Source organism: Robertmurraya dakarensis, assembly GCF_900156875.1.
Taxonomy (GTDB): domain Bacteria; phylum Bacillota; class Bacilli; order Bacillales; family Cytobacillaceae; genus Robertmurraya; species Robertmurraya dakarensis.
On record NZ_LT707409.1, the window covers coordinates 2,784,183 to 2,810,626 of the forward strand.

31 protein-coding genes are annotated in these 26,444 nt (G+C 39.3%); 11 read left to right on the top strand and 20 right to left on the bottom strand.

The window, feature by feature from the left end:
* Nucleotides 1–77: 77 nt before the first annotated feature.
* The 5 genes from CZ487_RS22350 to CZ487_RS22370 all read right to left on the bottom strand — a co-directional run bounded on the left by CZ487_RS22350 (nucleotide 78) and on the right by CZ487_RS22370 (nucleotide 4,286).
* Complete coding sequence (locus CZ487_RS22350; RefSeq protein WP_077214458.1) at nucleotides 78–257, bottom strand: aspartyl-phosphate phosphatase Spo0E family protein; 180 nt, start codon at nucleotides 255–257, stop codon at nucleotides 78–80.
* Nucleotides 258–440: 183 nt separating this feature from the next.
* On the bottom strand, nucleotides 441–1,751 hold the full coding sequence (locus CZ487_RS22355; RefSeq protein WP_077214459.1) for a Na+/H+ antiporter family protein: 1,311 nt from the start codon (nucleotides 1,749–1,751) through the stop codon (nucleotides 441–443).
* Between the two features lie 130 nt (nucleotides 1,752–1,881).
* Complete coding sequence (locus tag CZ487_RS22360; protein WP_077215427.1) at nucleotides 1,882–2,316, bottom strand: DMT family transporter; 435 nt, start codon at nucleotides 2,314–2,316, stop codon at nucleotides 1,882–1,884.
* A 67-nt stretch (nucleotides 2,317–2,383) separates the two neighbouring features.
* Nucleotides 2,384–3,883, bottom strand: coding sequence for a leucyl aminopeptidase (locus CZ487_RS22365; RefSeq protein WP_077214460.1), 1,500 nt, complete (start codon nucleotides 3,881–3,883; stop codon nucleotides 2,384–2,386).
* Nucleotides 3,884–3,905: 22 nt separating this feature from the next.
* Nucleotides 3,906–4,286 carry a DUF309 domain-containing protein gene (locus CZ487_RS22370; RefSeq protein ID WP_077214461.1) on the bottom strand — a complete coding sequence of 127 codons (381 nt, stop codon included), beginning with the start codon at nucleotides 4,284–4,286 and terminating at the stop codon, nucleotides 3,906–3,908.
* A gap of 173 nt (nucleotides 4,287–4,459) precedes the next feature.
* Between CZ487_RS22370 and CZ487_RS22375 the strand changes: the two genes are divergently transcribed.
* Entirely contained in the window at nucleotides 4,460–4,936 is a 477-nt protein-coding gene (locus CZ487_RS22375) for a divergent PAP2 family protein (protein ID WP_077214462.1), read from the top strand.
* Nucleotides 4,937–4,947: 11 nt separating this feature from the next.
* Nucleotides 4,948–5,721 (top strand): cobalamin-binding protein, encoded by a 774-nt coding sequence (locus tag CZ487_RS22380; protein WP_077214463.1) that lies wholly within the window; start codon nucleotides 4,948–4,950, stop codon nucleotides 5,719–5,721.
* 44 nt (nucleotides 5,722–5,765) lie between these two features.
* On the opposite strand, the gene CZ487_RS22385 is transcribed toward CZ487_RS22380, so the two are convergent.
* From CZ487_RS22385 to CZ487_RS22395, 3 genes are all read right to left on the bottom strand, one after another.
* Nucleotides 5,766–6,479, bottom strand: a complete 714-nt coding sequence (locus CZ487_RS22385) for a 3D domain-containing protein (RefSeq protein WP_077215428.1) — start codon at nucleotides 6,477–6,479, stop codon at nucleotides 5,766–5,768.
* A gap of 116 nt (nucleotides 6,480–6,595) precedes the next feature.
* Nucleotides 6,596–6,919: a YuiB family protein gene (locus CZ487_RS22390; RefSeq protein WP_077214464.1), complete on the bottom strand. Its 324-nt coding sequence runs from the start codon at nucleotides 6,917–6,919 to the stop codon at nucleotides 6,596–6,598.
* Nucleotides 6,920–7,052: 133 nt separating this feature from the next.
* Nucleotides 7,053–8,279 carry an NAD(P)/FAD-dependent oxidoreductase gene (locus CZ487_RS22395; RefSeq protein WP_077214465.1) on the bottom strand — a complete coding sequence of 409 codons (1,227 nt, stop codon included), beginning with the start codon at nucleotides 8,277–8,279 and terminating at the stop codon, nucleotides 7,053–7,055.
* Nucleotides 8,280–8,647: 368 nt separating this feature from the next.
* Between CZ487_RS22395 and CZ487_RS22400 the strand changes: the two genes are divergently transcribed.
* The gene (locus CZ487_RS22400) at nucleotides 8,648–9,643 is read left to right on the top strand and encodes an NAD(P)/FAD-dependent oxidoreductase (RefSeq protein ID WP_077214466.1); all 996 of its coding nucleotides are present in this window, start codon (nucleotides 8,648–8,650) and stop codon (nucleotides 9,641–9,643) included.
* Nucleotides 9,644–9,723: 80 nt separating this feature from the next.
* On the opposite strand, the gene CZ487_RS22405 is transcribed toward CZ487_RS22400, so the two are convergent.
* Nucleotides 9,724–10,083, bottom strand: a complete 360-nt coding sequence (locus CZ487_RS22405; protein ID WP_077214467.1) for a HesB/IscA family protein — start codon at nucleotides 10,081–10,083, stop codon at nucleotides 9,724–9,726.
* 214 nt (nucleotides 10,084–10,297) lie between these two features.
* Between CZ487_RS22405 and CZ487_RS22410 the strand changes: the two genes are divergently transcribed.
* Nucleotides 10,298–10,993 carry a DUF2225 domain-containing protein gene (locus CZ487_RS22410; protein WP_272914214.1) on the top strand — a complete coding sequence of 232 codons (696 nt, stop codon included), beginning with the start codon at nucleotides 10,298–10,300 and terminating at the stop codon, nucleotides 10,991–10,993.
* 37 nt (nucleotides 10,994–11,030) lie between these two features.
* Here CZ487_RS22410 and CZ487_RS22415 read toward each other — a convergent pair whose 3' ends face one another.
* Nucleotides 11,031–11,270, bottom strand: a complete 240-nt coding sequence (locus CZ487_RS22415; protein WP_077214469.1) for a YuzB family protein — start codon at nucleotides 11,268–11,270, stop codon at nucleotides 11,031–11,033.
* Between the two features lie 315 nt (nucleotides 11,271–11,585).
* Between CZ487_RS22415 and CZ487_RS22420 the strand changes: the two genes are divergently transcribed.
* Nucleotides 11,586–12,653, top strand: a complete 1,068-nt coding sequence (locus tag CZ487_RS22420) for an NAD(P)/FAD-dependent oxidoreductase (protein ID WP_077214470.1) — start codon at nucleotides 11,586–11,588, stop codon at nucleotides 12,651–12,653.
* A 54-nt stretch (nucleotides 12,654–12,707) separates the two neighbouring features.
* On the opposite strand, the gene CZ487_RS22425 is transcribed toward CZ487_RS22420, so the two are convergent.
* Entirely contained in the window at nucleotides 12,708–13,037 is a 330-nt protein-coding gene (locus CZ487_RS22425) for a YuzD family protein (protein WP_077214471.1), read from the bottom strand.
* A 214-nt stretch (nucleotides 13,038–13,251) separates the two neighbouring features.
* On the opposite strand from CZ487_RS22425, the gene CZ487_RS22430 reads away from it, so the two are divergent.
* Nucleotides 13,252–13,509: a NifU family protein gene (locus CZ487_RS22430; protein WP_419865737.1), complete on the top strand. Its 258-nt coding sequence runs from the start codon at nucleotides 13,252–13,254 to the stop codon at nucleotides 13,507–13,509.
* A 198-nt stretch (nucleotides 13,510–13,707) separates the two neighbouring features.
* Here the strand turns inward: CZ487_RS22430 and thrB are convergent, their stop codons facing one another.
* The 4 genes from thrB to yutH all read right to left on the bottom strand — a co-directional run bounded on the left by thrB (nucleotide 13,708) and on the right by yutH (nucleotide 18,371).
* Complete coding sequence (gene thrB / locus CZ487_RS22435) at nucleotides 13,708–14,625, bottom strand: homoserine kinase (RefSeq protein ID WP_077214473.1); 918 nt, start codon at nucleotides 14,623–14,625, stop codon at nucleotides 13,708–13,710.
* Nucleotides 14,626–14,777: 152 nt separating this feature from the next.
* The gene (locus tag CZ487_RS22440; protein WP_077214474.1) at nucleotides 14,778–16,073 is read right to left on the bottom strand and encodes a homoserine dehydrogenase; all 1,296 of its coding nucleotides are present in this window, start codon (nucleotides 16,071–16,073) and stop codon (nucleotides 14,778–14,780) included.
* Between the two features lie 227 nt (nucleotides 16,074–16,300).
* The gene (locus CZ487_RS22445) at nucleotides 16,301–17,284 is read right to left on the bottom strand and encodes a 2-hydroxyacid dehydrogenase (RefSeq protein ID WP_077214475.1); all 984 of its coding nucleotides are present in this window, start codon (nucleotides 17,282–17,284) and stop codon (nucleotides 16,301–16,303) included.
* Between the two features lie 79 nt (nucleotides 17,285–17,363).
* A complete protein-coding gene (gene yutH, locus CZ487_RS22450) occupies nucleotides 17,364–18,371 on the bottom strand; it encodes a spore coat putative kinase YutH (RefSeq protein WP_077214476.1) in 1,008 nt (335 codons plus the stop codon).
* 169 nt (nucleotides 18,372–18,540) lie between these two features.
* Here yutH and CZ487_RS22455 point away from each other — a divergent pair, with 169 nt between their 5' ends.
* Entirely contained in the window at nucleotides 18,541–19,041 is a 501-nt protein-coding gene (locus CZ487_RS22455) for a phosphatidylglycerophosphatase A family protein (protein ID WP_077214477.1), read from the top strand.
* A 176-nt stretch (nucleotides 19,042–19,217) separates the two neighbouring features.
* Here CZ487_RS22455 and CZ487_RS22460 read toward each other — a convergent pair whose 3' ends face one another.
* From CZ487_RS22460 to CZ487_RS22470, 3 genes are all read right to left on the bottom strand, one after another.
* On the bottom strand, nucleotides 19,218–19,982 hold the full coding sequence (locus CZ487_RS22460; protein WP_077214478.1) for a TIGR01457 family HAD-type hydrolase: 765 nt from the start codon (nucleotides 19,980–19,982) through the stop codon (nucleotides 19,218–19,220).
* Between the two features lie 98 nt (nucleotides 19,983–20,080).
* A complete protein-coding gene (locus CZ487_RS22465; protein WP_077214479.1) occupies nucleotides 20,081–20,518 on the bottom strand; it encodes a DUF86 domain-containing protein in 438 nt (145 codons plus the stop codon).
* A gap of 41 nt (nucleotides 20,519–20,559) precedes the next feature.
* Nucleotides 20,560–21,858, bottom strand: a complete 1,299-nt coding sequence (locus CZ487_RS22470) for an EAL domain-containing protein (protein ID WP_077215429.1) — start codon at nucleotides 21,856–21,858, stop codon at nucleotides 20,560–20,562.
* A gap of 177 nt (nucleotides 21,859–22,035) precedes the next feature.
* On the opposite strand from CZ487_RS22470, the gene CZ487_RS22475 reads away from it, so the two are divergent.
* Nucleotides 22,036–22,302 (top strand): DUF3055 domain-containing protein, encoded by a 267-nt coding sequence (locus tag CZ487_RS22475; protein WP_077214480.1) that lies wholly within the window; start codon nucleotides 22,036–22,038, stop codon nucleotides 22,300–22,302.
* 98 nt (nucleotides 22,303–22,400) lie between these two features.
* Nucleotides 22,401–22,706 carry a cytosolic protein gene (locus tag CZ487_RS22480; RefSeq protein WP_077214481.1) on the top strand — a complete coding sequence of 102 codons (306 nt, stop codon included), beginning with the start codon at nucleotides 22,401–22,403 and terminating at the stop codon, nucleotides 22,704–22,706.
* 57 nt (nucleotides 22,707–22,763) lie between these two features.
* Here CZ487_RS22480 and CZ487_RS22485 read toward each other — a convergent pair whose 3' ends face one another.
* Nucleotides 22,764–23,039, bottom strand: a complete 276-nt coding sequence (locus tag CZ487_RS22485) for a YutD family protein (RefSeq protein ID WP_077214482.1) — start codon at nucleotides 23,037–23,039, stop codon at nucleotides 22,764–22,766.
* Between the two features lie 109 nt (nucleotides 23,040–23,148).
* Here CZ487_RS22485 and CZ487_RS22490 point away from each other — a divergent pair, with 109 nt between their 5' ends.
* Entirely contained in the window at nucleotides 23,149–23,745 is a 597-nt protein-coding gene (locus CZ487_RS22490) for a YhcN/YlaJ family sporulation lipoprotein (RefSeq protein WP_077214483.1), read from the top strand.
* A gap of 361 nt (nucleotides 23,746–24,106) precedes the next feature.
* Here CZ487_RS22490 and lipA read toward each other — a convergent pair whose 3' ends face one another.
* Nucleotides 24,107–25,024 carry a lipoyl synthase gene (gene lipA, locus CZ487_RS22495; RefSeq protein WP_077214484.1) on the bottom strand — a complete coding sequence of 306 codons (918 nt, stop codon included), beginning with the start codon at nucleotides 25,022–25,024 and terminating at the stop codon, nucleotides 24,107–24,109.
* 284 nt (nucleotides 25,025–25,308) lie between these two features.
* On the opposite strand from lipA, the gene CZ487_RS22500 reads away from it, so the two are divergent.
* Nucleotides 25,309–26,244 carry a M23 family metallopeptidase gene (locus CZ487_RS22500; protein WP_077215430.1) on the top strand — a complete coding sequence of 312 codons (936 nt, stop codon included), beginning with the start codon at nucleotides 25,309–25,311 and terminating at the stop codon, nucleotides 26,242–26,244.
* Nucleotides 26,245–26,444 lie beyond the last annotated feature (200 nt).

The following is a 26,444-nucleotide window of genomic DNA, read 5'->3' on the forward strand; positions in this document are numbered from 1 at the left end:
CTAAAATTTAATACTCTTCTGCATATTATAGTGTATTCAAATACCACCAAATTAATTAAAGCAAAACCCCAAATTCTTCAGCACAAGTCCGAACCTTTTTTAATTTTAAAATAAGAATTGATTAAGATATCAAGCTCTTGACTGCATTCAACCGTTTCTTTATTCGTAAGTCCTTTCAAATTGGCCACTTCAATTAATGCCCTTCTCTTAATTGAAATTTTTGTAAGAATATCATTGCTTTCTAAAATGCTTGTCATAAACCCGACCTCCTAATAATTCCTATTTCAATAGATAATTATATTTTCCAATAAAAAGTGAATTTGAGGTATCACCATCGAGTCCCATTTTAGTTGATATCCAAGATTAGGAATCCATTCCTATTCTGAAGCATGTTCCATATACACAAAAACAGCTCCCCATGAAGAGAAGCTGTTTCCTTTTTATAAAATCATTGCCGCAATCCAGCCGAAAATGATTAATGGAATATTGTAGTGGATAAATGTCGGAACACATGTATCCCATATATGATTATGCTGTTCATCTGCGTTAAGTCCTGCGGTAGGTCCAAGCGTGCTGTCTGAAGCAGGAGAACCCGCGTCTCCTAATGCTGCAGCTGTACCTACTAAAGCAATCGTCGCCATTGGGCTAAATCCTAATTCTAATGCCAGCGGAACAAAGATAGTGGCGATAATTGGAATCGTTGAAAAAGAAGAACCAATTCCCATCGTAACAAGCAAACCGACAACAAGCATAAGAATAGCCGCTAACGCTTGATTTCCACCTATGAATGCAGCCGATTGAGAAACTAACGATTCAACATGACCCGTTTCTTTTAGCACATCTGCAAATCCAAATGCAGCCAGCATAACGAAACCGATAAATGCCATCATCTTCATGCCTTCAGTCAAAAGATGATCTGCTTCCTTCCATTTAATTGCACCACTGATGTAAACAATAATGATACCGGCTAATGCACCAAAAATCATTGAATCTAGCAAAATTTGGACAGTAAGAGCCGCAATAATTGCAATCAATGAAAAGAGAATTCCTATTTTAGAGTATTCTCCCTTTTCCACTTCAACAAGCTCAAATGACTTATAATCACGAGGCTTACGGTATACAAACATCGCGATCAATAACCCTATAACCATCCCGCCAATCGGGATTAATAATGCAACTGGAATGTCATTCATGTCGATAGCCAGACCGCTTTCAGCCATATTCGTTGCTAGAATATCGTGAAATATTTTTCCGAACCCAACCGGGAGCAATATATACGGTGCGGTTAACCCGAAAGTAAGTACAGTCGCAATTAATCGACGATCAATTCTTAATTCATTCATTAACATTAATAACGGCGGAATTAAGATCGGGATAAAAGCAATGTGAATCGGAATTAAGTTTTGTGAGAAACAAGCTATTACTAGAATAGAAAAAATAATGAGTGCTTTTGAATATAGTTTCCCTTTGGAGTCGCCATTTTTTCTTACAACGCTTAATACCCCTTCAACCAATAAGTTTGGCAAACCTGTCTTTGAAATAGCAATCGCAAACCCGCCAAGCAATGCGTAGCTTAGCGCTACCTCCGCACTTCCGCCTAGACCGCCTGCAAAGATTTCAATCGTTTTATCTATTGATAAACCGCCTGTCAATCCACCAACAAGAGCCCCAATAATTAACGCAAGTACAACATTTACGCGTAAAAGGCTCAATATTAACATGACCACAACGGCAAGAACTACAGCGTTCATGTTCGTTCCCCTCTCGATGCTTTAGTTTGGTAAACTAGTAGAGAATTAAAATCTAGTTACTAAAATAGCATACTAGCTTATTGACTGTCAATCACTTTTAAGAACAGCATCTCAAAGAACGTTTCACCTTTCATTTACGATAAAATAGATAAATGGCAGCAAAAAATAAAAGCATGGCTGAAGCTCTCTTCATGTCAAACGGGATTTGTTTTCCTCCTAACAATCCGAAATGATCAATGACTGCCCCCATTAACAGTTGACCAACGATAACAGCCATAATCGTTGAGGCTACTCCAAGTTTCGGTACAACCAAGACAGTAACAAATACATAAATAGCCCCCAGCAGTCCTCCCGTTAATTGCCATTTTGGTGCAGTTCCAATTGCGAGAATGTTACCTTTCCCCAGGAAAATCACCATAAATAACAGAGCCAATGTCCCAATTGCAAAAGAAACAAAGGATGTCTCAATCGTGCCAATTCTTTTTCCTAATCCACCATTGATCGAGGCTTGCAAACTAATGGCCAGCCCGCCGATTATCGCAAAGATGGTAAACAAAAGCTTGATCACCTTCACCACTCCCTTCCTCTTAAAAAAAGCTCTAGGTCGCAGCGCCTAGAGCTCTATATTGTCTTTAAGCCTCAAACCGCTCAACCAGCAGCGCAAGAGTACGAACCATCACCCCTGTTGCTCCAGATGGACCAAGATCTGTGTCCTTGCTAGTCGTCGCTGTCCCGGCAATATCTAAATGCACCCATGGGGTATCCTCTGCAAACTCTCCAATGAAAGCACCGCCCATGATCGCATGTCCTTCTCTTCCGGGTGAATTGTTCAAATCGGCGATTTTGCTCTTACGGACTCTTTCTTTGTCTTTTTCAATTAATGGCAAGAGCCAAACGGGTTCTCCTGCTTCATAGGAAGCTTCTAACACTTGTTCATACCATGTCTCATTATTCGTAAGCGCCCCCGTAATTTCTGTTCCCAGCGCCGTAATAACACCGCCAGTTAATGTAGCTACATCCACTAAGTAGTTTGCTCCATGGTGTTTTGCATACGTAACAGCATCCGCCAACACAAGCCGCCCTTCCGCATCCGTGTTTAACACTTCAATTGTTTTGCCGCTCATCGACGTAATCACATCGTCAGGTTTAAAGGCGCTTCCGCTAATCATATTATCTGTTGAAGGAATGACAGCAACCACGTTTTGCTCCGGTCGTAATTCTCCGATCACTTCCATTGCACCGAGTACCGACGCAGCACCACCCATATCAGTTTTCATTCCAACGATGCCATCTTTCGTTTTAATGGAATATCCGCCCGTATCAAAGGTAATCCCTTTTCCTACTAATCCGATGACATCCTTCCATTCCTCTCTGCCTTGATATTTCAAGACAATCATTTTCGGCGGTTGTGCGGACCCTTGGTTAACCGCTAACAAGGCTCCCATGCCAAGCTTCAGCATATCTTCCTTTTCTAGAATTTCTAATTCAAAATCGTATTTTTCAGCAAGGCTCTTTGCATACTCAGCCATATCAGTAGAGGTCAGCATATTACCAGGCAAATTCACCAGTGTGCGGGCTGAATTTGTGCCCGTTCCATAGACAAAACCAACGGTTAATGCCGATTTGATATCCTCTTCATCACCTGGTTCACTTAAAACAGTCACTTCTTCTATTCTTTTTTCTGGTTCGTTTGATTTTTGTTTATATCCCTTAAACTCATATGTAGAGAGCGCCAGCGCTTCACTTAGTGCATGAGCAGCATCAAGTGCATCAATTTCCTCCCCAGTAAAAGAATCCAAATAGACAGCAGTTTGCGTCCATTTCATTTTATGTATTTCTTTAAAAGCCTTTCCAAAAGCTTCCCGAACACCATTAAATGTAGCGGCCGTCTCTTTGCCAAGTCCGACAAATATCAGCCTTTTCGCTCCAATTAATCCAAATGTATGTACCTTTGAAATTCCTTGGTTCTTTGCGGAAATATCACCACTCTTTACTAACTCTGTTAAATGTCCGTTAAAATATCCGTCTAATTGAGCAAGTGCCCCTTCAAACTTGACAGGCTTGTCATACAGACCAACAACTAAACATTCCTGTTCTGATAAAAAATTCATTTCTTTACTTACCGTAAACATCTCTTCACCTCTACGAGAAATATTAATCCTCTTCTAAATACAAAAGCAGCTGTGGTAAAACAGGCAGTTCGTGTACTTTCTCATACTCAACTCGATCTATATGTTGTGGTATAATAGAAAGGCATTCTTCAATGAAAATATAGACTTTTTCTAAATCTAATCCCCAATATTTTGGGCGATAATCCTGCAAATATTCGTGTGCAGCCTTCATCATCAGCCGGGCTCCTTTGACATTGCCGTACTCATAATGATAAATGGCAACACTCATTTGCAGCAATCCTTTAAAAAAGTAATTGCGCTTGTTAGTCATCCACATTTCTTCAAGCAGATCATGACAAGTGTAATAATCACCCTCGTTAAAGTGGATGAAAAAATGGTAATATTCGATTGGATAATCTTCCATCGAGCCTCACCTTTTTCTAAAAAGTGTATAAGCGGAATGAACCATTGGAACTTCCTTATATTTCTAATAATATCTTAACAAAAATATCAGAGTTTCTGCATTTAATCTGTTTTAATAAGTGATATAGTATTAAGCAACAATAAATCATTGTTATCAACAAAGGTGGTTTCAAAATGGACTTATTTATGAATTTCCCCTTATGGGCCTCATTTTCAGCGATCTTCTTTGCACAATTCGTGAAGGTTCCCATTCAATTTATTGCAACAAGACAGCTGGACTGGTCCCTTTTAACCAGTAATGGCGGAATGCCTAGTTCCCACTCTGCAGCCGTTACTGCTTTATCTACTGGCGTGGCATTAGAATCCGGGTTAGATTCACCGCTGTTCGCCGTCTCAGCCATTTTTGCTGTTATTACGATGTTTGATGCAGCTGGCGTGCGCCGCCAAGCAGGTGAACAGGCAATCGTCTTGAACCAGCTTCGAACTGATCTCAATCGTATTTTTAAAGATGCAAAAGATTGGAATGAAAAACCCGAGCAAGAGAAGCGAAAAGAGCTGAAAGAATTATTAGGACATAAACCAATTGAAGTTTTCTTTGGAGGATTAACAGGGATATTTCTGACCCTGCTGCTTCATTATCTCGTACGTTAGGAGTTGAGTAAATGAGAGTCATTTCTATTTGCCCCAGCAATACCGAAATAATTGAATATTTAGGGTTAAGTGATTTATTAGTCGGAGTTGATGACTATTCAGACTGGCCTCCAGCCATAGACAAGCTGCCAAGACTCGGTCCCGATTTATCCATTAATATGGATGCTGTCCAAGAACTGCAGCCTGACCTTGTGATCGCATCACTAAGTGTTCCTGGGATGGAAAAAAATATTGAAAATCTTAAAAAGAGAAATATTCCCCATATTGTCTTGAATCCTCAAAGCTTGTCAGACATTGAAGAAGATTTACGGAGAACAGCCATTGCTCTCGGAGAACAAGAAATTGGAGAAAAAGCAGCGAGTAAATTTCACAATGAAGTCGAAGCATTAAAAGAATTAGGCAAAAAACACTCAAAAAGACCTTCCCTTTACTGGGAGTGGTGGCCAAAGCCGGTGTTTACACCAGGACGGGTCAATTGGCTGACAGAAATCAGCGAATTAGCAGGTGCCAATAATCTTTATGAAGATGTAGAACTAGCGAGCGTCCAGACGGACTGGGATGATGTATACAAACGCAATCCCGATTATATTTGCCTATCATGGGTAGGAGTTCGAACAGAAAAGATAAAACCAGAAACCTTGCTAAAAAGGCCAAATTGGTCGAATCTTGATGCAATAAAAAATAACAGAGTCCTTGTTCTAGAAGAAGAATTATACTGCAGGCCATCTCCCCGCCTTTTAGAAGGCGCTAGGAAGCTCATAGGGCTATTGCACCCGGAAGATTAGATACTGCAGCGAAAAGGGCGGGAAACTCATTTCCCGCCCTTTTGTTACTCTCTTTCAGATTTTATATACTGCTGCCTGAATACCTGTAATGATTCATCCTCATTTAGGGCTCGCAGTTCTTCTTCCGTTAACGTACCATTTCCATGTTCTACGACGAATACTTCTAGTTCCTTCTTGCCCCACTTTGAATAGACATCTTCAACTGTTTCAAAGTATAAATCAACCTTATTCCCTTTAATCGCTCCCCCTTTATCGGCGACGACGCCATATCCATAACCTGGGATAAACAGAATCGTCCCGATCGGAAAAACGTCCAGGTCAGCTGCGACAGTAGAAAATAGATCTCGTGTTACTTTAACGCCAGAATAGGTGATCCCAAATTCGGGATGGCCCGGGTTTTTGCCAGTCGATTCGTATCCGGCAGTATACCCAGTCGCAATGACCTTTTTCTTTTGGTATTTTGACCAATCAATTGCTTCTTCTAATGTTTTCACAGTTCCTGCTACTTTTTCTGTTGATGCAATTTTTATATCAAAGTTTGCCACGCTTGATATGAACTTAAACGCCACTTCTACAGGTTTAAATTTATGATCAGAATAAGAGCCTTCAATATCTTCTCCTGTTATAGAATGGCCTTGCAGATAATTTGTGAGGAACCTTGCCTCAACACCAGATATTCCCTGAAAGGTCGTTAAAACTGCTGCGCAAAATAAGATTGTCATAAGTAGACGCCTAGTCCATGTTGTAATATGACTCATCATTTAATCTTCCACTCCTCCCAGAACTAGTCATTTCCCATCTCGAAATGAAATATTCATAAGAGAGGAGCAGGAAAAAAGAGGTAAAATAAAAAACCCCCACAAAGTGAAGGTTTTTAGAACATTCTATATCCACGATTGCGGAGCATTTTAATCGTAATCCCAGCGACGATCGCACCCGCTAATCCGCTGCTTAAGATTAAGATATCCGCCATAGCTAAACTCGTAATTCTACTAGCTAAATTACTAAAAGAATTCATGCTATCTGTAAAATACTCAATAAATCGAACCTGATCAATGATTAAAACAGCAATAATTGGATAAATAATAGCCATAATCCAAGACATACGTAATAACATATTTAAAATAAAACCAATTCCAAAAAACAACACAAAAAATAAGAGCATCGAAATCGGCAGCACAAAAATGGTCATCTGCATTTAGCATGTACCTCCCTTACGTCAACCTTAAGTGTACTTAATGTATTTTTTAGAGTCAATAAAAAAGATGGCCGAAGGATACCGTCAGCATTAAGAAAGAGCAGACCTAAAGGCCTGCTCTTTTAGTCGTCTCTTATAGGAAATTAAATTTACCTTTTTTAAATACTAATGTTGGTCCGCCAATCATATAGAGAGAACGGTTATCGATAACTTTTTTCATGAACGAAGCCTTGCCGCCGACCATTTTCTTCCCGAAAGCAACCCCAATAGCATCGTCTTCACCAAGGGAACATACCGTCCCTTTGATATCAGGTGTAAAGGATTGAATTTCACCTTTCCCGCGAATTAATACAGCCAGGTTATGTGCACATGTTTCCCCTTGCTGCATGGCAATTTGCGCAGTAGGCGGGTAAGGACGATTGATTTCCTCATTAATAATTAATGCTGAATCACCAATAATAAACACATCATCATATCCAGGCGCTCTTAAATCCGGTTGAACCTTCACACGGCCGCGCATTGCCTCGAATCCTGATTTTTCAATGACTGAATTTCCTCTAATTCCAGCAGCCCATACAACTGTACCAGCCTTAATCTCTTCTAACTCATCTTCACCTTTGGCCACAATAATACCTTCTGGTGTGCCTTCTTTTACAGCCGTACCGATCATGAATGTTACGCCTTTTTTCTCCAATTGAGCAACAGCGTATTTAACTAATTCGGCATCAAACCCAGGTAAAACCGTTGGAGCTGCTTCCACACAAAGCATTTTCACTTTATTTGGATCAACATCATACTCACGGCATAATTCTGGAACGCGATTTGATAGTTCTCCTAAAAATTCAATTCCAGTAAATCCAGCTCCGCCTACAACAATGGTTAGTCTTTCTTCTTTTTTCTCTTCTTCAGCCTTATAGGTAGCAAACTGATATTCAATATGTTCACGAATTTGACGGGCTGAATCAACATTTACAATTGAAAATGCATGTTCCTTGAGCCCTTTAATTCCAAATGTTTCAGATTCTCCGCCTAAAGCAACAACCAGGTAATCGTATTCAAGTTCTCCGTCCTCGAGAATTACCTTCTTTTCCTTCGTGTTAATCTCAGATACTGTTCCTTGAATAAAATCAACTTTGTTACGATCAATCACTTCTGAAATATTGTATCGGACGCGATCATGGTGTAATGTACCTGCTGAAGCCTCATGCAACCAAGTTGTCTCATAATGATAATCATTTTTGTTCACTAGTAGAATTTCTACCTCATTCACCCCGACAGCTTTTTGTAATTTCGTAGCCGTCATTAATCCCCCATAACCTGCTCCTAAAATAACAACCTTTGGCTTTCTCAAAGTAATCACTTCCACCTTTTTTTATTAGAATTATATATATCATATCTACTTCTTCTTATTTTCACTCAGCGGCGGTATTTATATTTAAAGAAATAAGAAAAAGTATGTGAAAACCTTCACGAACCAAGACATAAAACCGTACTAATTTTGTCACAAAAAATTAACAATGCGTTTACATATAACATAATATTCCTTCTGACGGCGTTTTTCAAGACTAAATTCATCATTACTGGCCAAAAGTAAGATATAATAATACTTTTTTTCATATTATTATTGTTATAACCATTGTATTACTGCTAATTGCCAAATGTGAGTAATATTTTAATTTGTGTTAATATTTATAATAGAGTGAACTATTCTCTTAGGGGGGTTCTGTAATGAAAAAAGATCAAAAAATTTATGATATAACCATTATTGGCGGTGGTCCCACTGGTTTATTTACTGCATTTTATGGAGGGATGAGACAGGCATCTGTGAAAATCATCGAAAGTTTGCCGCAGCTTGGTGGTCAGTTGTCTGCATTATATCCAGAAAAATATATATACGATGTCGCCGGGTTCCCGAAGGTACGGGCACAAGAACTTGTTAACAACCTTAAGGAACAGATGTCTAAATTTGATCAAACCATTGCCCTGGAACAGTCCGTCGAAAAAATAGAAAAACAAGATGATAACATCTTTAAATTAACCACAAACAAAGAAATTCATTACTCGAAATCCATTATTATTACTGCCGGAAATGGTGCATTTCAACCCCGCCGGCTAGAGCTTGAAAATGCTGTTCACTATGAAGGAAAAAATCTGCATTACTTTATAGATGATTTAACTCAATTTGCAGGACAGAAAGTCGTTGTTTTTGGCGGAGGAGATTCCGCTGTCGACTGGGCGCTTATGCTCGAACCTATTGCAAAAGAAGTAACCATTATTCACCGTCGTGATAAATTCCGAGCCCATGAACATAGTGTAGAGAACCTTCACCGATCAAAAGTTCATGTAAAGACGCCGTTTGTTCCAGCTGATCTGATTGGTGACGAGATCGGAATCAAACAAGTGGTCATTCAAGAAGTTAAAGGCGAAAACAAAGAAAGTATTGATGTTGATGCGGTGATCTGTAATTATGGCTTTATTTCTTCTTTAGGACCCATTAAAGAATGGGGTCTGGAGATACAAAAAAATTCTATTGTCGTGAATTCAAAAATGGAAACGAATATCCCTGGAATTTATGCGGCAGGAGATATTTGCACTTATGAAGGCAAGGTGAAACTAATTGCTTGCGGTTTTGGCGAAGCACCTACAGCAGTCAACAACGCCAAGACCTATTTTGATCCGAAAGCAAAAGCCCAGCCGCTTCACAGTTCATCCATGTTTGATTAGAACACCTTTTTACTGACATAAAGGAAAAAGCAAAGCTCCAAAGATATGGCGCTTTGCTTTTTCTTATTAGATCATCATGTTTAGCATTCTTCTGGAGACCCCTCATTTGTTGCTGTACGGAAGGATGAACCACATCCACAAGAAGCGATCGCATTAGGGTTATCAATTGTAAACCCGCCGCCCATTAATGATTCTTTATAGTCAATTTTAGTCCCTTTTAATGCAGGAGCACTCGTTTTATCCACAAGAATTTTGATGCCGTACTGCTCAAGCTGCGAATCTCCATCTTCTACTTCATGAGCAAAACCCATTCCGTAAGACAAACCGCTGCAGCCTCCTCCTTGGATGCTGACACGCAGGAATGCACCTTCTTCTTCATTTTCTTTCATCATTTCTTTTATATGAAGAGCTGCCGATTCAGTTAACGAAACAATTTCCATGAAATTCCCCTCCTAATTTAAGGATTATATTATTAGTATATACACGATCAAGGTGTAACTCAACTAGACTGCTTTATCAAAAAGCAAACGATGAATTAAATGCAGGTATTAAGATCTAGTTAATTTACTGTATTTTAATCCTTTTATCACAAAAATTAATGTATAATATAAATAAACACATCTATTAGACCTATTTCGAAAGTTGGTGATGAAATTGGCTCAACAATTAGAACCTCATTATGATAAAAAATATAAATGCCTTATGTGCAGCCATTCTTTTACATCCAAAAAAATTCGTTCACGATTTGTAAAGGTCGTCGACTATGACAGTGACTTTAGGCCTATCTATTCTACGGAAGAAATCAATCCCATTTTCTATTACGTGAAAGTTTGCCCCCAATGCGGATTTTCCTTTTCTGACGACTTTCAGCCTTATTTCCCTCCAAACGCAAAGGAAATCATTACAGAAAAAGTATGTGATCAGTGGGTCCCTCATGAATTTGGCGATATTCGTGATAGCAGGATGGCACTGCAAACATTGAAGCTTGGCGCCTATTGCGGAACGTTAAAGAAGGAAAAACATATTTCTATGGCAGGTATATACATGCGTCTCGCCTGGCTTTACCGTTCCATCAGTAACGAAGAACAAGAACAAAGATTTATGAAATTAGCTTTAAAGGAATATACTGAGTCCTACATGACCGATGATTTTCGAGGCACTCAAGTAACAGAATTACGCATTCTCTACTTGATTGGGGAATTATCACGCCGAACGAATCAAATTCAGCAGGCCATTAAGTATTTCTCAAAGGTTATTGAGAGGCAAAATACTTCAACTGAACCAAAAACAGTTGAAATGGCCAGGGAGCGCTGGTACGAGATAAGAGAAAAACAGAAAGAGACAATTTGATTAGTAAATGAGGGGCCAGCATCTCCCCTCATTTTATTTAGAACATTGGATGATCCTCTAAGTACTGATAAATATTTTCTACTAAAGCATCCGGTGTTTCACCTGTTACGACCTCACCATTGACTAATGCATATAATGAAGCCCCACATTTGCCGCAAAAACCGAGACAGCCATACTCAATAATATCAAAATTAGGATCTTTTTCTAATTGCTCTCTTGCCTTTTGAGCTCCACTTGCTAGATTGCTAATGCAAAACTCGATGATAGGCTGAATCATCACTTTCACCTCACCACTACAACTAATCCTACAGATTCTATTGCATTTCCGCAAGACGGAATATTCTGTGTTATATAAAAGTTATTGTGTTATATAACTAACTTTATGATTTTTGCCACAAATGTGTTGTTATTTTGACACAATTTCGTTATACTTTTTATGGTGTGAAAATAATTATATTGATATAAATAGCCTATTATCTCCTTAATAGTATCTTGATTGCAAGTCTTTCGGATCTACCATTTATTTCAAAATGTTATATTAATATATTGTGTGATGGCTTAAAAGAGAAGAGACAAAGGGGAATTTAAAAACATGAAAAATCTCGTAGTTGTAGGCGGCGGCTATGGTGGTATGAGAATTCTTGCTAGATTTTTGCCGAGTCAGCTCCCAGAAGATGTAACGATCACTTTAATTGACCGCAATCCTTATCATTGTTTAAAAACAGAATATTACGCATTAGCAGCTGGAACAATCTCTGATCAACATGTGCGTGTTGCATTTCCCGAGCACCCTCGCTTGAAGATCACCTATGGTGATGTAACTGGATTTGACTTAGAGAAGAAAAAGGTTTTAATGAAAGATGCAGAAGCGATTAACTATGATGATTTAATCATCGGTCTGGGCTGTGAGGATAACTATCATGGTGTCCCTGGTGCGCAAGAAAATACCTACAGCATTCAATCTATTGAAAAGTCTCGTGAAACTTATCAAACGTTAAATAATCTTGCACCTGGTTCGATTGTAAGTATTGTCGGAGCAGGTTTAAGCGGTGTTGAATTGGCAAGTGAACTTAATGAAAGCCGTCCCGATCTAAGAATTAAACTATTCGATCGCGGAAATCATATTTTGTCAGCATTCCCAGTTCGTCTAAGTACGTATGTAGAGAATTGGTTTGACTCCCATGGTGTTGAAATTGTCAGCAATTCGAACATTACAAAAGTAGAACCAAATACGTTATACAATCACGAGGAATCTATTTACAGCGACGTCATTGTTTGGACTGCAGGGATACAGCCAAGTAAGATCGTTCGTGAAATGGATGTTGAAAAAGATCGGCAAGGCAGAGTGGTTCTAACTCCACATCATAATATCCCTGGCAATGAGCATGTATATGTAATCGGAGACTGTGCAAGTCTTCCACATGCCCCAAGTGCCCAGCTTGCTGAAGGACAAGCAGAGCAAGTTGTTCAAATCCTCCTAAAGCGCTGGAATAACGAAGAACTGCCAGAATCACTGCCGACTATTAAGTTAAAAGGCATTCTCGGTTCTCTCGGTAAAAAACATGGATTTGGCATGGTAGCAGAACGGCCTTTAACCGGGCGCGTTGCGCGTCTATTAAAATCAGGAATACTGTGGATGTACAAATATCATAACGGATAAGCCTTATTTAATTTAAAAACATACGCATGCCAAGCTGCGTATGTTTTTTATGTTTCATTCACCTGCACTGTACCCATACTTTTCCATTTCAGCATAAATCGTCTTTAACCGAGGATTGCCTTCACCCACCACTTGATCTCCTATTGTGACAACCGGGTAAAACATATCTTCCTCGATTACTTTCTGCGAAAAGCTTTGGATGCTCTCTTCTTGTGGCGGATTGTATATGTCAATATAAGAAATTTTAAAAGGCTGATTAGGATACTTTCGGCTTAATGCAGCTTCTAACCATTCATACGTTTCTTTTGAAGACGGAAGGTTTACGCAGCTAGCGCAAATCTGTTCAGCTCCAAAAACAAATATTTCTGCTTCTTTCTTTTTCATAAATTCCCCACTCCTTTGCATTCTATATTATATTTTACAGTATACTAAGGTGAACACATAAGAAAATCACGTCATAATGGATTTTTATTGAGAATTTTTGCAACTAATAGAGAATATTTAAGTCAGCATCCGCCTTTATTTTGACAAAAAGGATTGTAGAATAATGGATTTTAAGGTTTAAGGATAGATTTTTTTCGTTAGAAACATTATAATAATGATTAGGAAAGGAGCGATGAAATTGGCTGAACAAATGTTTGAACAAGTACAGGAAGTTTTAGATAAATTAAGACCATTTCTTCTTCGCGATGGAGGAGACTGTGAATTAGTTGATGTTGACGAAGGTATTGTAAAACTACGTTTATTAGGTGCTTGCGGATCATGCCCAAGTTCAACGATCACATTAAAAGCAGGGATTGAACGTGCTCTTTTAGAGGAAGTTCCTGGCGTAGTAGAAGTTGAACAAGTATTCTAATTCATTCTTTATTAATACAGCACGCTTTCTTTTATAGAAGGCGTGCTTTTTTATTTGGGCCGCGTATTTTTTGGACAGAAATCTCATGGATTTATATAGGGCTTGTCTGAATCCGTGGCATATTCAGACAGGACCTACCCTCGCAATTATCACAAAGGCGAATTCCCCAAAAAAGAGAATTCGCCTTAAAAACTTAAACTATTGCTTGACCCTTTTTTGTACAGTTACTTGACTGCCCGCTTGGTCTATTTGTAAACAAGTGTATTCCATGCCAGGGTCGGCAGCTTTTAATTTTTCTAAAAGCACTTGGCCATGGCCGCTTTCACAGAAACAAATGACGGTTGGACCTGCTCCGCTTAAAGCGACACCGTAAGCCCCTTCTTCATAGGCAAGCTCTTCTATTCCTTCTAAATGAGGAACAAGCTTTCTGCGATATGGCTGGTGGTATAGATCTTTTCTCATCATCTTGCCTGCTAAACGGTAATCACCGCTTAATAGTGCGGCAACCATCACGTTTCCGATTGATCCTGCTTTCACCGCTTCCGCAAACGGCAGCTCATTAGGCAGAACATTCCTTGATTCCTTTGTTAACAGCTCTTCCGTCGGAATCACCGTAACTAAATCAAATTGCAGAAGGTTGTTTACAACAGCAAACACTTCATCTTCCTGCAGGCTGCCGATCACTAGACCACCATAAAGCGATGCTCCAACATTGTCTGGATGACCTTCCATTTTGGAAGCAATTTGGAACTTTTCCTCTTTTGATAAGTTCAATTGTGCTGCTGCGTCAGCAAGTTCAATTCCAGCAATAATAGCTGCTGCACTGGAGCCTAAGCCCCTTGTGAGAGGAATGTCACTTTCCATTTTAATTTTGCATGATGGCAATGTCTTCCCATGCTTCGCTGCAGTGCTGATTGCTACTTGTATAATAAAATTTGATTCATCCTTTGGAAACACATTCAGTTCCTCTGATAGCATGACCAATTCCCAAGTTTCAGCTTTTTCCACTTCTAATCTTAAGTATCGATTAACGGCTAATCCGATGGAATCGAACCCAGGACCTAGGTTGGCCGTACTTCCAGGCACCTGAATTGTTAACATATCACCATCACCCATACACGTACAACTCCTTTAATATGACACAACCGCTGCTTCACCGGCGGGAAGAAGCACTGGTTTATTTGACTGACTTCAGGCTTTTATTTTATTTTTATCCTGCTTTAAGACCTTTGCCAGTTAAAATACTCAGCTTATTACGTTTGCATTTATTACTTTCCAGTTCCCTCAACACGATAGGAACTGTCAATATGATGAACGGCTTGCAGATCTCTCAATTGAACTAAGATTTCTTCATAATCCTGCAATGAAGCATTATGAGTCACTAAAACGATCTCTGCTAGTCCTTTTTCTTTATTAGGCAATTGGAGGATCTTTTCAAAGCTCACTCCATGGCCAGAGAAGATGGTCGTGATATTGGCAAATACACCCACTTCATCTTTTACATGCAGGCGTAAGAAATACTTAGAAAATACTTCATTCGGTGCCTTCAATTGTTTTTCATATTGTGGTGTTACGACATTTTTACCGTTAACTCCAAGCACCATATTCTTCATGACCACAACTAAATCTGAGACAATAGAGGTCGCCGTTGGAAGGCTTCCAGCTCCAGGTCCGTAAAACATCGTTTCACCGACAGCTTCTCCATAGACATAGACAGCATTAAATTCGTCATTAACAGATGCTAATGGATGGGAATCAGCTAAAAGAGTTGGCTGTACGCTGACCTCAACTTTATTTCCTTCAAGCTCCGCAATTCCAATTAGCTTCATTGTATAGCCTAACTGCTTTGCATATTGCAAATCATCTTCGGTAATTTCTGTGATCCCTTTGACCTTAACATCATCAAGATCGATTTTCATCGAGAACCCAAGAGAAGCGAGAATCGCCATTTTGCGAGCGGCATCGAGTCCTTCGACATCAGAAGTTGGGTCTGCTTCAGCAAAACCTAGGTCTTGTGCTTCTTTAAGGACTTCCTCATAAGCACTTCCTTCTTTGCTCATTTTCGTTAAAATGAAGTTTGTTGTTCCGTTCACAATTCCCATCATTTTTGTAATTCTGTCAGAAGCCAGCCCCTCTGTTAAGCTTCTCAGGATTGGAATACCGCCCGCAACACTAGCTTCATAGAAAAGGTCACAGCCGTTCTCAGAAGCAACTGTTAGAAGCTCTGAACCGTACACAGCCATCAAATCCTTATTCGCCGTCACAACATGCTTTTTGTTTCTAAGTGCTTGCAGTAACAGCTTGCGAGTATCTTCTACTCCTCCCATTACTTCTACTACTACATCGATTTCAGGATTTTCAATTACATCCTCAGCATTCGTTGTCAGCAATTCCTGTTTGATTTCAACACTTCTTGGTTTATCGATACTTTTAACAAGAATTTTATTTATTTTTATCGGACAGCCAATTTGATGCATTAGTTTATCTTGATGATTTTCGATTATTTGAACCACACCAGAGCCGACCGTTCCTAAACCTAATAATCCAATTGAAATTGCTTCCACGCCATTCCCTCCAAGTTCTTCGAATATGTTCTCCCAAGGAAAACAACTGTATTTGTATAGTAGACATTATAGTGCTCTATCTGCTTTTTTACAATAGAAATTTTCATAATTAAAAATAATGTAATCGCTTTATCACTGTTATTTCAGTCATTTTATAATAAAAAAATTTTTCTTAATAAATCGAAAGCTTGTCCAGCCTAACTCTGAACCTCAGAAGAGAACCCGCTTTACCTAGTAAGAGTCCAATCTTTATTCACGAGAGTAAGCGGCTCTTTTTCACTTAAAATAGCATCAATATTGTCCACACAAAGCTTCATCATGCCCATTCTTGTCTCAATAGAAGCACTGCCAATATGCGGGAGAGCTACGACATTAGACAGTTGAAGCAGCGGATGATTCTCATCAATCGGCTCTTTCTCAAACACATCCAAACCTGCCGCGGCAATCTCTCCTTCTTTAAGGGCCAGATAGAGATCTTGCTCATTTACGACTGGCCCTCTAGAAGCATTGATAAAAACAGCAGTCTTTTTCATTTTCTTAAACACTTCTCTTGTAAATAAATTTCTAGTTTCCTCTGTTAATGGAGTTAAACAAACAATAAAGTCGGAAGTCAGAACTAAATCGTCAAAAGAGCTGTAGACGGCCCCCAATTCATTCTCGACATCCATTTTTCGGGAACGGTTATGATAGATGACATTCATATCAAATCCTTTTGCCCGCTTTGCTACGGCTGACCCAATGCTCCCCATACCAACGATTCCAATCGTCTTATGATGAATATCTTGTCCAGCTAATAAAAGCGGTGTCCAGCTTTTCCATTTTCCTTCCTTCACGAACTCAGCCGCTTCAACAAGACGGCGAGCCGCAGCCATTAACAGCGCAAACGTTAGATCAGCTGTTGAGTCTGTCAATACATCTGGTGTATTGCAAATAGCCACGCCATGAGCTGACGCAGCCTCTACATCAATATTATCAAATCCAACAGCCAGGTTTGCAACGACTTTTAGATTTTTACTTACCGATAATAATTCTTCATCAACTTTTTCCGAAAGCATTGTTAAAAGCGCATCCGCTTTTGCAGCTTCTTGCAATAAAATATCACGCGGAACGAGTTTTTCTTCGCTGTTCCACATGTTCACTTCGTACTTTTCTTTTAGCGCTGACACGGCTTCATCTGGTAGTTTTCTTGTAATAAAGATATAGGGCTTCATTTGTATCTCCTTTTATTATGTAGTGTCAGTATTCATTATAAGACGAATTTCTCCTTCGTTGTAAAAAAAATGCAAGATTTTACCGGAATAGCCATTCTAATTCTGGTAAATGGTATTTTTTCACTGGAACTTCTGTCAGATGATAAAAATCTCTTAAAAACTTTTCATATTCTCTCGAGTGCTTTACATATTTTTTCAAACGTTCTTCGAGCAAATGCTGCTGCTGCTCTGAGTCAGTTATATAGTATTCCTCAATACATTCAAAATAATGAAGCGGAAACAACAACCGTGCATAGAGTAGGCGCCATGAAAAAGACGACAGAGGTTCAATGCTTTGATAATCTCGAAAGAATGCACTGACTTCTCTCTCGTACGTTTTACTATTATAAAAGTAACGATCTCTCGTCCATTCCGCTAAATCTCGTGCGCAGTGGTCGACGACCCAGTCAAAAGGATTTTTAACGACCATTTGATCTCCCCACGTTTTTTGCGAAAAACGGACGTGACAGACCGTTCCATTATCAATCCCCGTTGGATTATCGTCCAATTCGGTATCGGTCAAGTATTGGATTGCATTTTCCGTAAGGCCCATATAATATGGAAAGGACTCCAAAAACAATCGTTGGAATTCATTCTCCGGTGGATGAAACAACTGGTCATTCCAAACCTTTTCCATTTGATCTAACCGCTGCTCCCAGAAAGATTTCCACATGCCAATTCGGCTGATCTTTTGAATTTTGAGCGGCAGCATTCTCCCACGATGATGGAATTTACTAAGTTTTCTCCCGACTTTTTGAACCGGTACATGCTCACCACGCTGGTTAGCTAATACACAATAATGATCTTTTTTCCAATCAACGATTGCTTCTCCTTCTTTTGTTTTAAGAAAAGTATAGACATGGTAATCACCATATTGAACCATATGCTGTGAAATCTGATCGAGCTCCATGATTGTTTCCCCATCGATATTTCGTGCTGGAATTAATAAGTAGAGGCTGGATCCAGCTTTGCAAGCTTCATATGGACCCATTCTTAGCTCTTCCTCAGGCTTTATCCCAAATTTTTGTTGAAGCAATGCTTGAAGCATGTTGCCACCCCTTCAATTCTAAATAATACTTATATATATGTGGTGAAAATCTAAAACTTGTTGGATTCTTGAATAATGATGTTCTGCTGGGAAATGATGAAGATGACGCTTGCATATTTTGAAGTAAAGAAGTATATATATAGTCAAAAGATAAGAAAAGGTGAAGCTAATGGATGAAAAAAGATCGATGGATGTCGTTGAAACAACAGCTCGGAAATGGTTACAAGATCGAGGCGTAAAAACACAGGATATTGCAGAACTTGTCTTTTATCTTCAAGAAAAGTATCACCCCAATCTTCAAATGGAAGATTGCCTTTATAACGTGGAAAAGGTTCTTTCTAAAAGAGAGGTTCAAAACGCCATTATTACCGGAATACAGCTCGATATGTTAACGGAGAAAGGGCTATTAGAAGAGCCATTACAATCGATGCTGGAACAGGATGAAGGGCTCTATGGCGTTGATGAAATCTTGGCCTTCTCAATCGTCAATGTCTATGGTTCCATTGGATTTACCAACTACGGGTTTATTGACAAAATGAAGCCGGGGATTCTGCAAAGATTAAATGATAAATCCTCTGGCGGGTGCCATACATTTCTAGATGACATCGTCGGGGCCGTGGCTGCAGCAGCATCAAGCCGCCTCGCACACCGTGCCGCAAATACCGAATAAAGCGGAAGCGCCTTGTTCAGGGGCGACAAGCATAAGACGAGCCGGCAGAAAGGTTGTTCTTTGACCTTTTTGACGGATTGGCTAGACTTTCGTCCCTAGGCGCTGGAGCTTGACAGCTATCTAACTTCAAGGTAATTTGATAAATACAAAAGGATGGAGCCGCAGCTCCATCCTTTTTAAAATTCCCATTGATCCAATGTATCTACCGTATAGGTTGGCTTGGTTTGAACATTTGATAAATGCTCTCTTTTCGTTACACCAGTATGAACGAGTAAAGTATCCATTCCGGCATTGATTCCTGCCATTATATCTGTATCATAATTATCCCCAACCATAAGAGTTTCCTCTTTCTCCGTTCCCAGCACCTTTAAGGCTTGATCCATAATGATCGACTCTGGTTTGCCAATAAAAATCGGCTTGGTTCCAGTTGATACTGAAATGACAGACGTAAGCGATCCATTTCCTGGAAGGAGTCCTCTCTCTGTTGGAATTGCCACATCCCCATTTGTCGAGATAAAGGTTGCCCCATTCCGGACAGCCAAACAGCCTACTGTTAATTTCTCATAGCTTATTTCTCGATCAATTCCAATGACGACAAAGTGCGCATCCTCACCTGCAAACGAAAGCCCTCTTTCTTCAATCGCCGTACGTATCCCCTCTTCCCCTATTACATAAACAGAGGCATCTTTCTTACTTTCATATATGTAGTTTGCTGTAGCCTGGCTTGTTGTGAATACTTGATTTTCTTCAGCGGCAATATGAAAGGCGCGCAATTTTTCCGCCACTTGAAGAGGGGTCCTTGAAGAATTGTTTGTGACGAACAAATAAGGAATTCCATGCTCATTTAATTTATTTACAAACTCCGCTGCTTCAGCAATTTGTTCTGTACCGCGATACATCGTACCATCGAGATCAATTAAATAACCTTTATATTTTTTCACATTCATCACTCCTATGTTTATCGTTGCCAGACATGATTATTTTAAAGCATGTATTATTAATGGAAAAAACGCCCTGTTAGAGGCGTTTTCAATAAACGTTAATTTCTAAAAGCTGAAACCGGGCCCAGTTCATTGACCAAATACTCTCTAACTTTTGGTGCGAATTGCTTTAGGCTGGCCAATTCTGCCAAAAATGTTTTCAGAAGCTTCTCATGGTCAACTGAGATATATTCTTGAACAAGCATTTTTCGGTAAGCGACGATATCCTTTAATGAAATGCTCATTTCTTTAGTAACCACTTTTTCATCATCTAAAATATCAATAATATCCTCGTAGCTCCCCGGGTCACGCATGATGAAGCCATCAATCATGGAATTGCCCACATCGATGATGCCTTCCACGATAGTGTGGCAAATTCTTTCTAGAGCAGCCTTTTCAATTGGTGACTCCCAGCTGTTTGTTACCTCAAGTAATGCAAGCTGTTTTTCAGTATAAACTAAAATTTGATCAATTTTCTCACGATCTACAAAATACATAATATCACCCTTTCCATCTTAAGAAGCAAGTATATCTTGAATCATGAAGGTTTAAGCCCTTTTTGCAGGGAATTTGGTCTTGCAAAAAAATATCCTTGTGCAAGGTCTACTCGATTGCGAGAGAGTACAGATGCCTCTTCTGCATTTTCAATCCCTTCTGCTACTACAAGAGACCCTGTTTCTTTCGCAACTAACAGCAAACCCTTTAACATGGATTCTTTCACAGCATTTTTATCGATATCCTGAATAACAGATCGATCAATTTTTATTATATCAGGCATGACCGAGCTGATGGTGTTAAAACTTGCGTAACCAGCACCAGTATCATCAACAGCTAAACGAAATCCATAATTCCTTAAGGTTCTTACATTATGTAAAAGATGTTCAATTTCATCAATTGAATCTCGTTCTGTGATCTCTAATGTAATTTGGCTTGGCGGAATGCTTTTATATTTTGCCATAATTCTTTTTACATCTTTAATAATATTATGATTTCCTAAAGACACCGGAGTAAAATTAATAAAAATATCCTGCCTGCAGCCTGTTGAATGCACTTGTTCTAATGCTTTTTCTAATACCACTAATTCTAAATCATAGAGCATTCCTGTCTGGCGTGCAATTGAGAATAACTGCAAGGGGCTTTCATAAAAGGTATCTTTCGGTCCTCTTGTCAGCATTTCCCATGCGCGGATTTCCTTTGATTGAACATCGATAATGGGCTGTGCCAAAATGCGGATGCCTTTTTGAGAAACAATTTTACTGATCATATAATGCATTTCATTAAACTTTGACTGTTCCCGTTTTTCGGCCATGGCCTGCGCCTGCTGATGCGCTTTATAGATGGCGTCTTTTAGCGTATTATGCTTTTTCTCAACAAACATATAACCGCATTGAAAATTTATTTCTATGTATGAAAAATCCTGTTTTAAACTTTTTTCTATATTCTCTAAAATGGTATTCATGGTGACATCAATTTCTGAAACGCTGCTCCAATCATGGTCCACTCTTAAGAATAGCGTCACTCCATCGCTGTGATAATCATGCAGAACAAGGACTTCATCACTGCTTACTTCATTTTTAATAACCTGGCGAACATGGTTCTTAAAGCTTTTGATAAAAAGCTTGTAGTTTCGTTCATCAAGCTGATTGCCGATTTCCGTTAAATTAGCTATATTAAAAACGATCGCGGCTACCTCGAATCCACGCTTAAAAGACCTTTTCACACCTCGTGAAATTGGATCTCTTAGAATAAACTGAGGCGGATAATACCGTATTAGTTTTAATGGCAGCGCAATTTTCCCCCATCTCCTAAAGCTATTTAACCAATGAATTAGAAGCATCACAGCTCATTCCTCTCAGGAGTTCAGTCGGTAACTACAAATTATTGTAGCACATTTTTTCAAAATTACGTATATTTTCCTGTCGAGAATATGCGCATATTGGCATTTGCTCTGTTAAGATAGAAGGAATTCATGTATAGTGGTATTAACAAGGAAACTTTTTCAAGGAGGAAACAAATGTCTGAACGCTTTTTCCTGTATGATGATAAGGTTGATACAAAAACACGCTTCGTAAGCTTCATGGGTGAAAACACAAGATTTGACTTGGCTCTTATTCAATCAGATCGTTACTACGGTAAACATATTGTCTTAAATATCCAAAGTAACCGTTTTGCTATTATCGGTCAAGACGATTTAAAAGAAGAAGGGTACTTGGAGTATGCATTTCAAATTTCTGAGGAAGATGCTGCAGAACTGCATTCGTTCTTAGAAGAAGTTATTTAAGAGGGAGATTAATCTCCTTCTTTTTTATTTAGCAGAACTTACCTAGCTTTGTTCCTCATCGCAATCCTCATAATAAACAGTAAGGTGAGGTGAGGAAAATGAATGATCAAGATCGAGAAGTGTACACTGATTTTGCAAATGTAGAAACACAAAGGAATTTTTTAACAGCAGAAGAATTCCCTGAAGGGCCTTTTGGATCACCAATTGGACAAGATGAACCTGTCCAAAACAAAAATACCCCTTGGAAAGAGGGACAGCAGTACTATAGTAATTTCACCTATGAGAACCGTAACCTCCACGAAGGTCTGCCTCGTCAAATGGAAGGTTCGCATCCAACCCATGACGATCCGAATACGGATGTAGATTCCTTCCTTGATCAAAATAAAAATCAGCAAGAGAAATAAAATAAAATTCGCCGGAATGGAGCAGCTAAGCCCCAGCCGGCGAATTTCCCCTGCGTCTTACCCTTTTACCTTTTTTACTACAAAGTACGGGCATCCAAAATTACAATACTCATAAAGATACTCGGTTAACGTGCTGATTTTTGTATCAAAGTTAGCCTTTTGATTTCCATCATCAAAAAAACCTTTTAAGCGAAGCTGTCCATAGCCCCAATCACCGACTATATAATCATATCTAGATAAAATCTCGCTGTATCGTCCACGAAAGGCTTCCTCGTTAAAGCCATCGCGCCGCTCTTCTATAATTTCATAACAAACATTATTTATACAGATCATATACTCACCTCTTTTGACACACTATGTCTACATTATAACTTATTCCCCATCAATTACTAAGAGAAAAAAGATCAATCCTGGCTATTCTAATAATGTGGAGGTGCTTAAATTGAAAAAAACCTTGATGGTTACAGGAATTTGTTCCTTAATTTTTCTAGGAGCATGTAATAACAATGCCGCAGAACCAGGGATTTACGAAAAAAGCGGAAATACAGTAAATGTTAATAATCAGCGAGCTGATATTTATAACCATAATCGTGACGATATTACGGAGGACTTTGGATATGTCCGCCATCAAAAAAGCCAGATTATGGGCGATCAAATGGCTACAGAGGATTTTGCCGTCATTGATCGTGAAAAAGTCGCTGATATGATTGGTAAATATAGTATGGCCATCCCAAACGTTGACGATGTCTCCACGCTAGTAACGAGTGAAGAAGTATTAATTGTCTATGACACTGATTCAGACAATCGAAATTTAACAGCCGATCAAGTTAAAAGAACAGCGATGTCCGTTGTTCCGCGTTGGTACCACGTTTATGTCAGTGATGATTCATCTCTAAGAAACACGCTTGAAAGCTATGCGACCATGGACGCAGATAATCGAAAAGCAGAATACGCCATTGATCAGCTGATTAAAGAAATGAAAAAGTCACCACAGGGGAAAAATACCTCCGGCGACGAAGATCAAACTGAAGGGGCTTAATATTTAGCCAAAAAAGAGAGTTAAATGTAAATGGGGTGAGAAGGTTTATTCTCACCCTATTTTTTATTGCTTTATAAGGTAAATAAGGAATGTGTTTGAAAAATAAATGGAAAAATTCCGCTTATTTTGAGAAATACCCATATTTCCTAAAAAATTAGGGGAGATTTTCCGGCTATATGATCAAATTCTTTAGAATTTGCCTTAATTTGAGAGGATAAAGGGAATTTTTCCGCTTATATCTGCTTCTTCAGCCTCCCCTCTAACCATTAGCGGGAAATTCTCCGCCTAAAAAAGCATGGACATTTTTTCACATAAAAATCCCCATGCTTTTCGTAATTATTCACTTCATTCCCTGAACTTCTTATGCTTCTTTCGCGGCTTCTTCTGCCAAAGCCTGCTTATGCTTTGCAGCTTCGTTAACCTGCTCATCGGCATGATAGGAAGAACGGACAAGCGGTCCAGCTTCACAGTGGCTGAATCCTTTGCTTAGTGCAATTTCTTTAAGCTCTTGGAATTCATCCGGATGATAATATTTTTCGACCTTCAAATGTTTTTTGGTTGGCTGTAAATATTGGCCGATGGTCATAATATCAACATCGTTCGCTCTTAAATCATCCATCACTTCAATAATCTCTTCTTTTGTCTCACCCAAACCGATCATCAAGCTAGACTTTGTTGGAATAGATGGATACATCTCTTTAGAACGGTGAAGAAATTCGAGTGAACGTTCATATTTAGCTCTTGCTCTTACTCTTGGCGTCAGTCTTTTAACTGTTTCAATATTATGGTTCAAAATATCTGGTTTTGCTTCCATGAGGGTTTCAAGGTTTTCAAGAACCCCTCCCATATCGGACGGAAGTACTTCAATACTGGTAAATGGACTTTTTCTTCTGATTGCGCGAACCGTTTCAGCAAAAACAGCTGCACCGCCATCCTTAAGGTCGTCTCTCGCAACCGCTGTGATGACTACGTGCTTTAAATTCATAAGTGCTACAGAATCCGCTACACGTTCAGGCTCTTTCCAATCCAATTCCGTTGGAAGACCTGTCTTGACCGCACAGAAACGGCATGCTCTTGTACAAGTGTCCCCTAATATCATGAAGGTAGCAGTTCTTCTAACCGCCCAGCATTCGTGAATATTAGGACATTTTGCTTCCTCACATACTGTATGAAGGCTTTTTTCCCTCATCATCTTTTTTAAGCCTTTGTAGTTCTCATTGGTGTTAAGCTTTATTTTTAACCACTCAGGTTTACGTAAGTATTCTTCGTTCTTACTCAATTACCACACCATCCTCAAGTTGATTAGTGTCTTTGCTGACTCTCTATTGGTGACTTCCATTTAGCAAAGTTGTTCAAGACCAACGGTCACTTCTTCTCATGTCACTTTACCATAATGAAAAAAGAAGAACAAGCAGGACAGATTACGATTACCAATTATTGATATTTATTTATTTCGGTTAATATCCGCAAACTATGTGTGTCGATTAAAGTGAAGGGAGGATTCCTGTGCGGCTTTTCAACTTACTAATTCCTGCTTTATTTATCTTTCTACTAACAGGCAATATGGGAGTACGAGCAGAAACAGAGCCAAATATATACGAACAACGAATGACCCTTTACAAAAAGGTAGAAGCGGTTACTAATATACCTTGGTATTACCTAGCGGCTGTCGATCAATATGAGCGTAATATTCGTTCAGTCCGACGGGATTTACCAAAAGCTGAGGGTGTCACGGGAATATATTTCAAACCTGAAGAATGGGTTGGACTATTAAACCCGAATCTCGAGGACCAGAACCCAACCTCTATTAAATTTTTTAATGGCATTGGTGTAGATGGGAATGGCGATGGAAAAGCGGATGTAAAAAATGATGAAGACGTCCTTTTTGCGTTTGCTCAATATTTGTTATCTTACGGAGTCGATCATGACAATATTAAAATTGGTCTTTGGGACTATTTTCAGCGCGATAAAACCGTTGGGATCATTATTGGAAAAGCACAGATTTATAAGCATTTTGGTCGAATTGATCTAGAAGAACACGCTTTTCCGGTGCCGCTTAGAAGCAATCACAGCTATAAAAATACTTGGGGAGATGCCCGCGGCTGGGGAGGCAGAAGAATTCACGAAGGAACCGATATTTTTGCCGATTATGGTGTACCTGTTCGGGCAACCTCCTATGGTATCGTTGAAATGAAAGGATGGAACCGCTACGGGGGCTGGCGTGTAGGCATCCGGGATATCAATAACAACTATCATTATTTTGCGCACTTAAGCGGGTTTGCAAAAGACTTAAAACTAGGTCAAATTGTAGAACCTGGCATGCTCATCGGCGGGGGTGGAAGCTCAGGCTACGGTCCTCCTGGAACATCAGGAAAGTTCCCGCCTCATTTACATTATGGAATGTACAAAGATAATGGCTATACAGAATGGTCTTATGACCCTTACCCACATTTACGATTATGGGAAAAGCAGGAACGGCAAAAAGCTCGAAAAAAATAAGGTGCTGGGCACCCTTTATGGGAGCCCCGCACCTTTTTTAATTTGTGCTGATTTTTTTAGCAAATAATGCAAATGCAATTAATAAAAAGACGATTGCAATAAGCGGTATTAGAATGCTTTCTGTAAATCCTAAAAGTAAATAACCAACAGAAGAAATTCCCGCAGAAATTAATGCATAAGGAAGCTGTGTGACAACATGA

Excerpts from the sequence above, each read along its gene's own strand:
- CZ487_RS22350 (WP_077214458.1), bottom strand. The coding sequence starts at position 257 with ATGACAAGCATTTTAGAAAGCAATGATATTCTTACAAAAATTTCAATT.
- CZ487_RS22355 (WP_077214459.1), bottom strand. The coding sequence starts at position 1,751 with ATGAACGCTGTAGTTCTTGCCGTTGTGGTCATGTTAATATTGAGCCTT.
- CZ487_RS22365 (WP_077214460.1), bottom strand. The coding sequence starts at position 3,883 with ATGTTTACGGTAAGTAAAGAAATGAATTTTTTATCAGAACAGGAATGT.
- CZ487_RS22370 (WP_077214461.1), bottom strand. The coding sequence starts at position 4,286 with ATGGAAGATTATCCAATCGAATATTACCATTTTTTCATCCACTTTAAC.
- CZ487_RS22375 (WP_077214462.1), top strand. The coding sequence starts at position 4,460 with ATGGACTTATTTATGAATTTCCCCTTATGGGCCTCATTTTCAGCGATC.
- CZ487_RS22380 (WP_077214463.1), top strand. The coding sequence starts at position 4,948 with ATGAGAGTCATTTCTATTTGCCCCAGCAATACCGAAATAATTGAATAT.
- CZ487_RS22385 (WP_077215428.1), bottom strand. The coding sequence starts at position 6,479 with ATGAGTCATATTACAACATGGACTAGGCGTCTACTTATGACAATCTTA.
- CZ487_RS22390 (WP_077214464.1), bottom strand. The coding sequence starts at position 6,919 with ATGCAGATGACCATTTTTGTGCTGCCGATTTCGATGCTCTTATTTTTT.
- CZ487_RS22400 (WP_077214466.1), top strand. The coding sequence starts at position 8,648 with ATGAAAAAAGATCAAAAAATTTATGATATAACCATTATTGGCGGTGGT.
- CZ487_RS22405 (WP_077214467.1), bottom strand. The coding sequence starts at position 10,083 with ATGGAAATTGTTTCGTTAACTGAATCGGCAGCTCTTCATATAAAAGAA.
- CZ487_RS22415 (WP_077214469.1), bottom strand. The coding sequence starts at position 11,270 with ATGATTCAGCCTATCATCGAGTTTTGCATTAGCAATCTAGCAAGTGGA.
- CZ487_RS22420 (WP_077214470.1), top strand. The coding sequence starts at position 11,586 with ATGAAAAATCTCGTAGTTGTAGGCGGCGGCTATGGTGGTATGAGAATT.
- CZ487_RS22425 (WP_077214471.1), bottom strand. The coding sequence starts at position 13,037 with ATGAAAAAGAAAGAAGCAGAAATATTTGTTTTTGGAGCTGAACAGATT.
- CZ487_RS22430 (WP_419865737.1), top strand. The coding sequence starts at position 13,252 with ATGATTAGGAAAGGAGCGATGAAATTGGCTGAACAAATGTTTGAACAA.
- thrB (WP_077214473.1), bottom strand. The coding sequence starts at position 14,625 with ATGGGTGATGGTGATATGTTAACAATTCAGGTGCCTGGAAGTACGGCC.
- CZ487_RS22445 (WP_077214475.1), bottom strand. The coding sequence starts at position 17,284 with ATGAAGCCCTATATCTTTATTACAAGAAAACTACCAGATGAAGCCGTG.
- yutH (WP_077214476.1), bottom strand. The coding sequence starts at position 18,371 with ATGCTTCAAGCATTGCTTCAACAAAAATTTGGGATAAAGCCTGAGGAA.
- CZ487_RS22455 (WP_077214477.1), top strand. The coding sequence starts at position 18,541 with ATGGATGAAAAAAGATCGATGGATGTCGTTGAAACAACAGCTCGGAAA.
- CZ487_RS22465 (WP_077214479.1), bottom strand. The coding sequence starts at position 20,518 with ATGTATTTTGTAGATCGTGAGAAAATTGATCAAATTTTAGTTTATACT.
- CZ487_RS22470 (WP_077215429.1), bottom strand. The coding sequence starts at position 21,858 with ATGCTTCTAATTCATTGGTTAAATAGCTTTAGGAGATGGGGGAAAATT.
- CZ487_RS22475 (WP_077214480.1), top strand. The coding sequence starts at position 22,036 with ATGTCTGAACGCTTTTTCCTGTATGATGATAAGGTTGATACAAAAACA.
- CZ487_RS22480 (WP_077214481.1), top strand. The coding sequence starts at position 22,401 with ATGAATGATCAAGATCGAGAAGTGTACACTGATTTTGCAAATGTAGAA.
- CZ487_RS22485 (WP_077214482.1), bottom strand. The coding sequence starts at position 23,039 with ATGATCTGTATAAATAATGTTTGTTATGAAATTATAGAAGAGCGGCGC.
- CZ487_RS22500 (WP_077215430.1), top strand. The coding sequence starts at position 25,309 with ATGGGAGTACGAGCAGAAACAGAGCCAAATATATACGAACAACGAATG.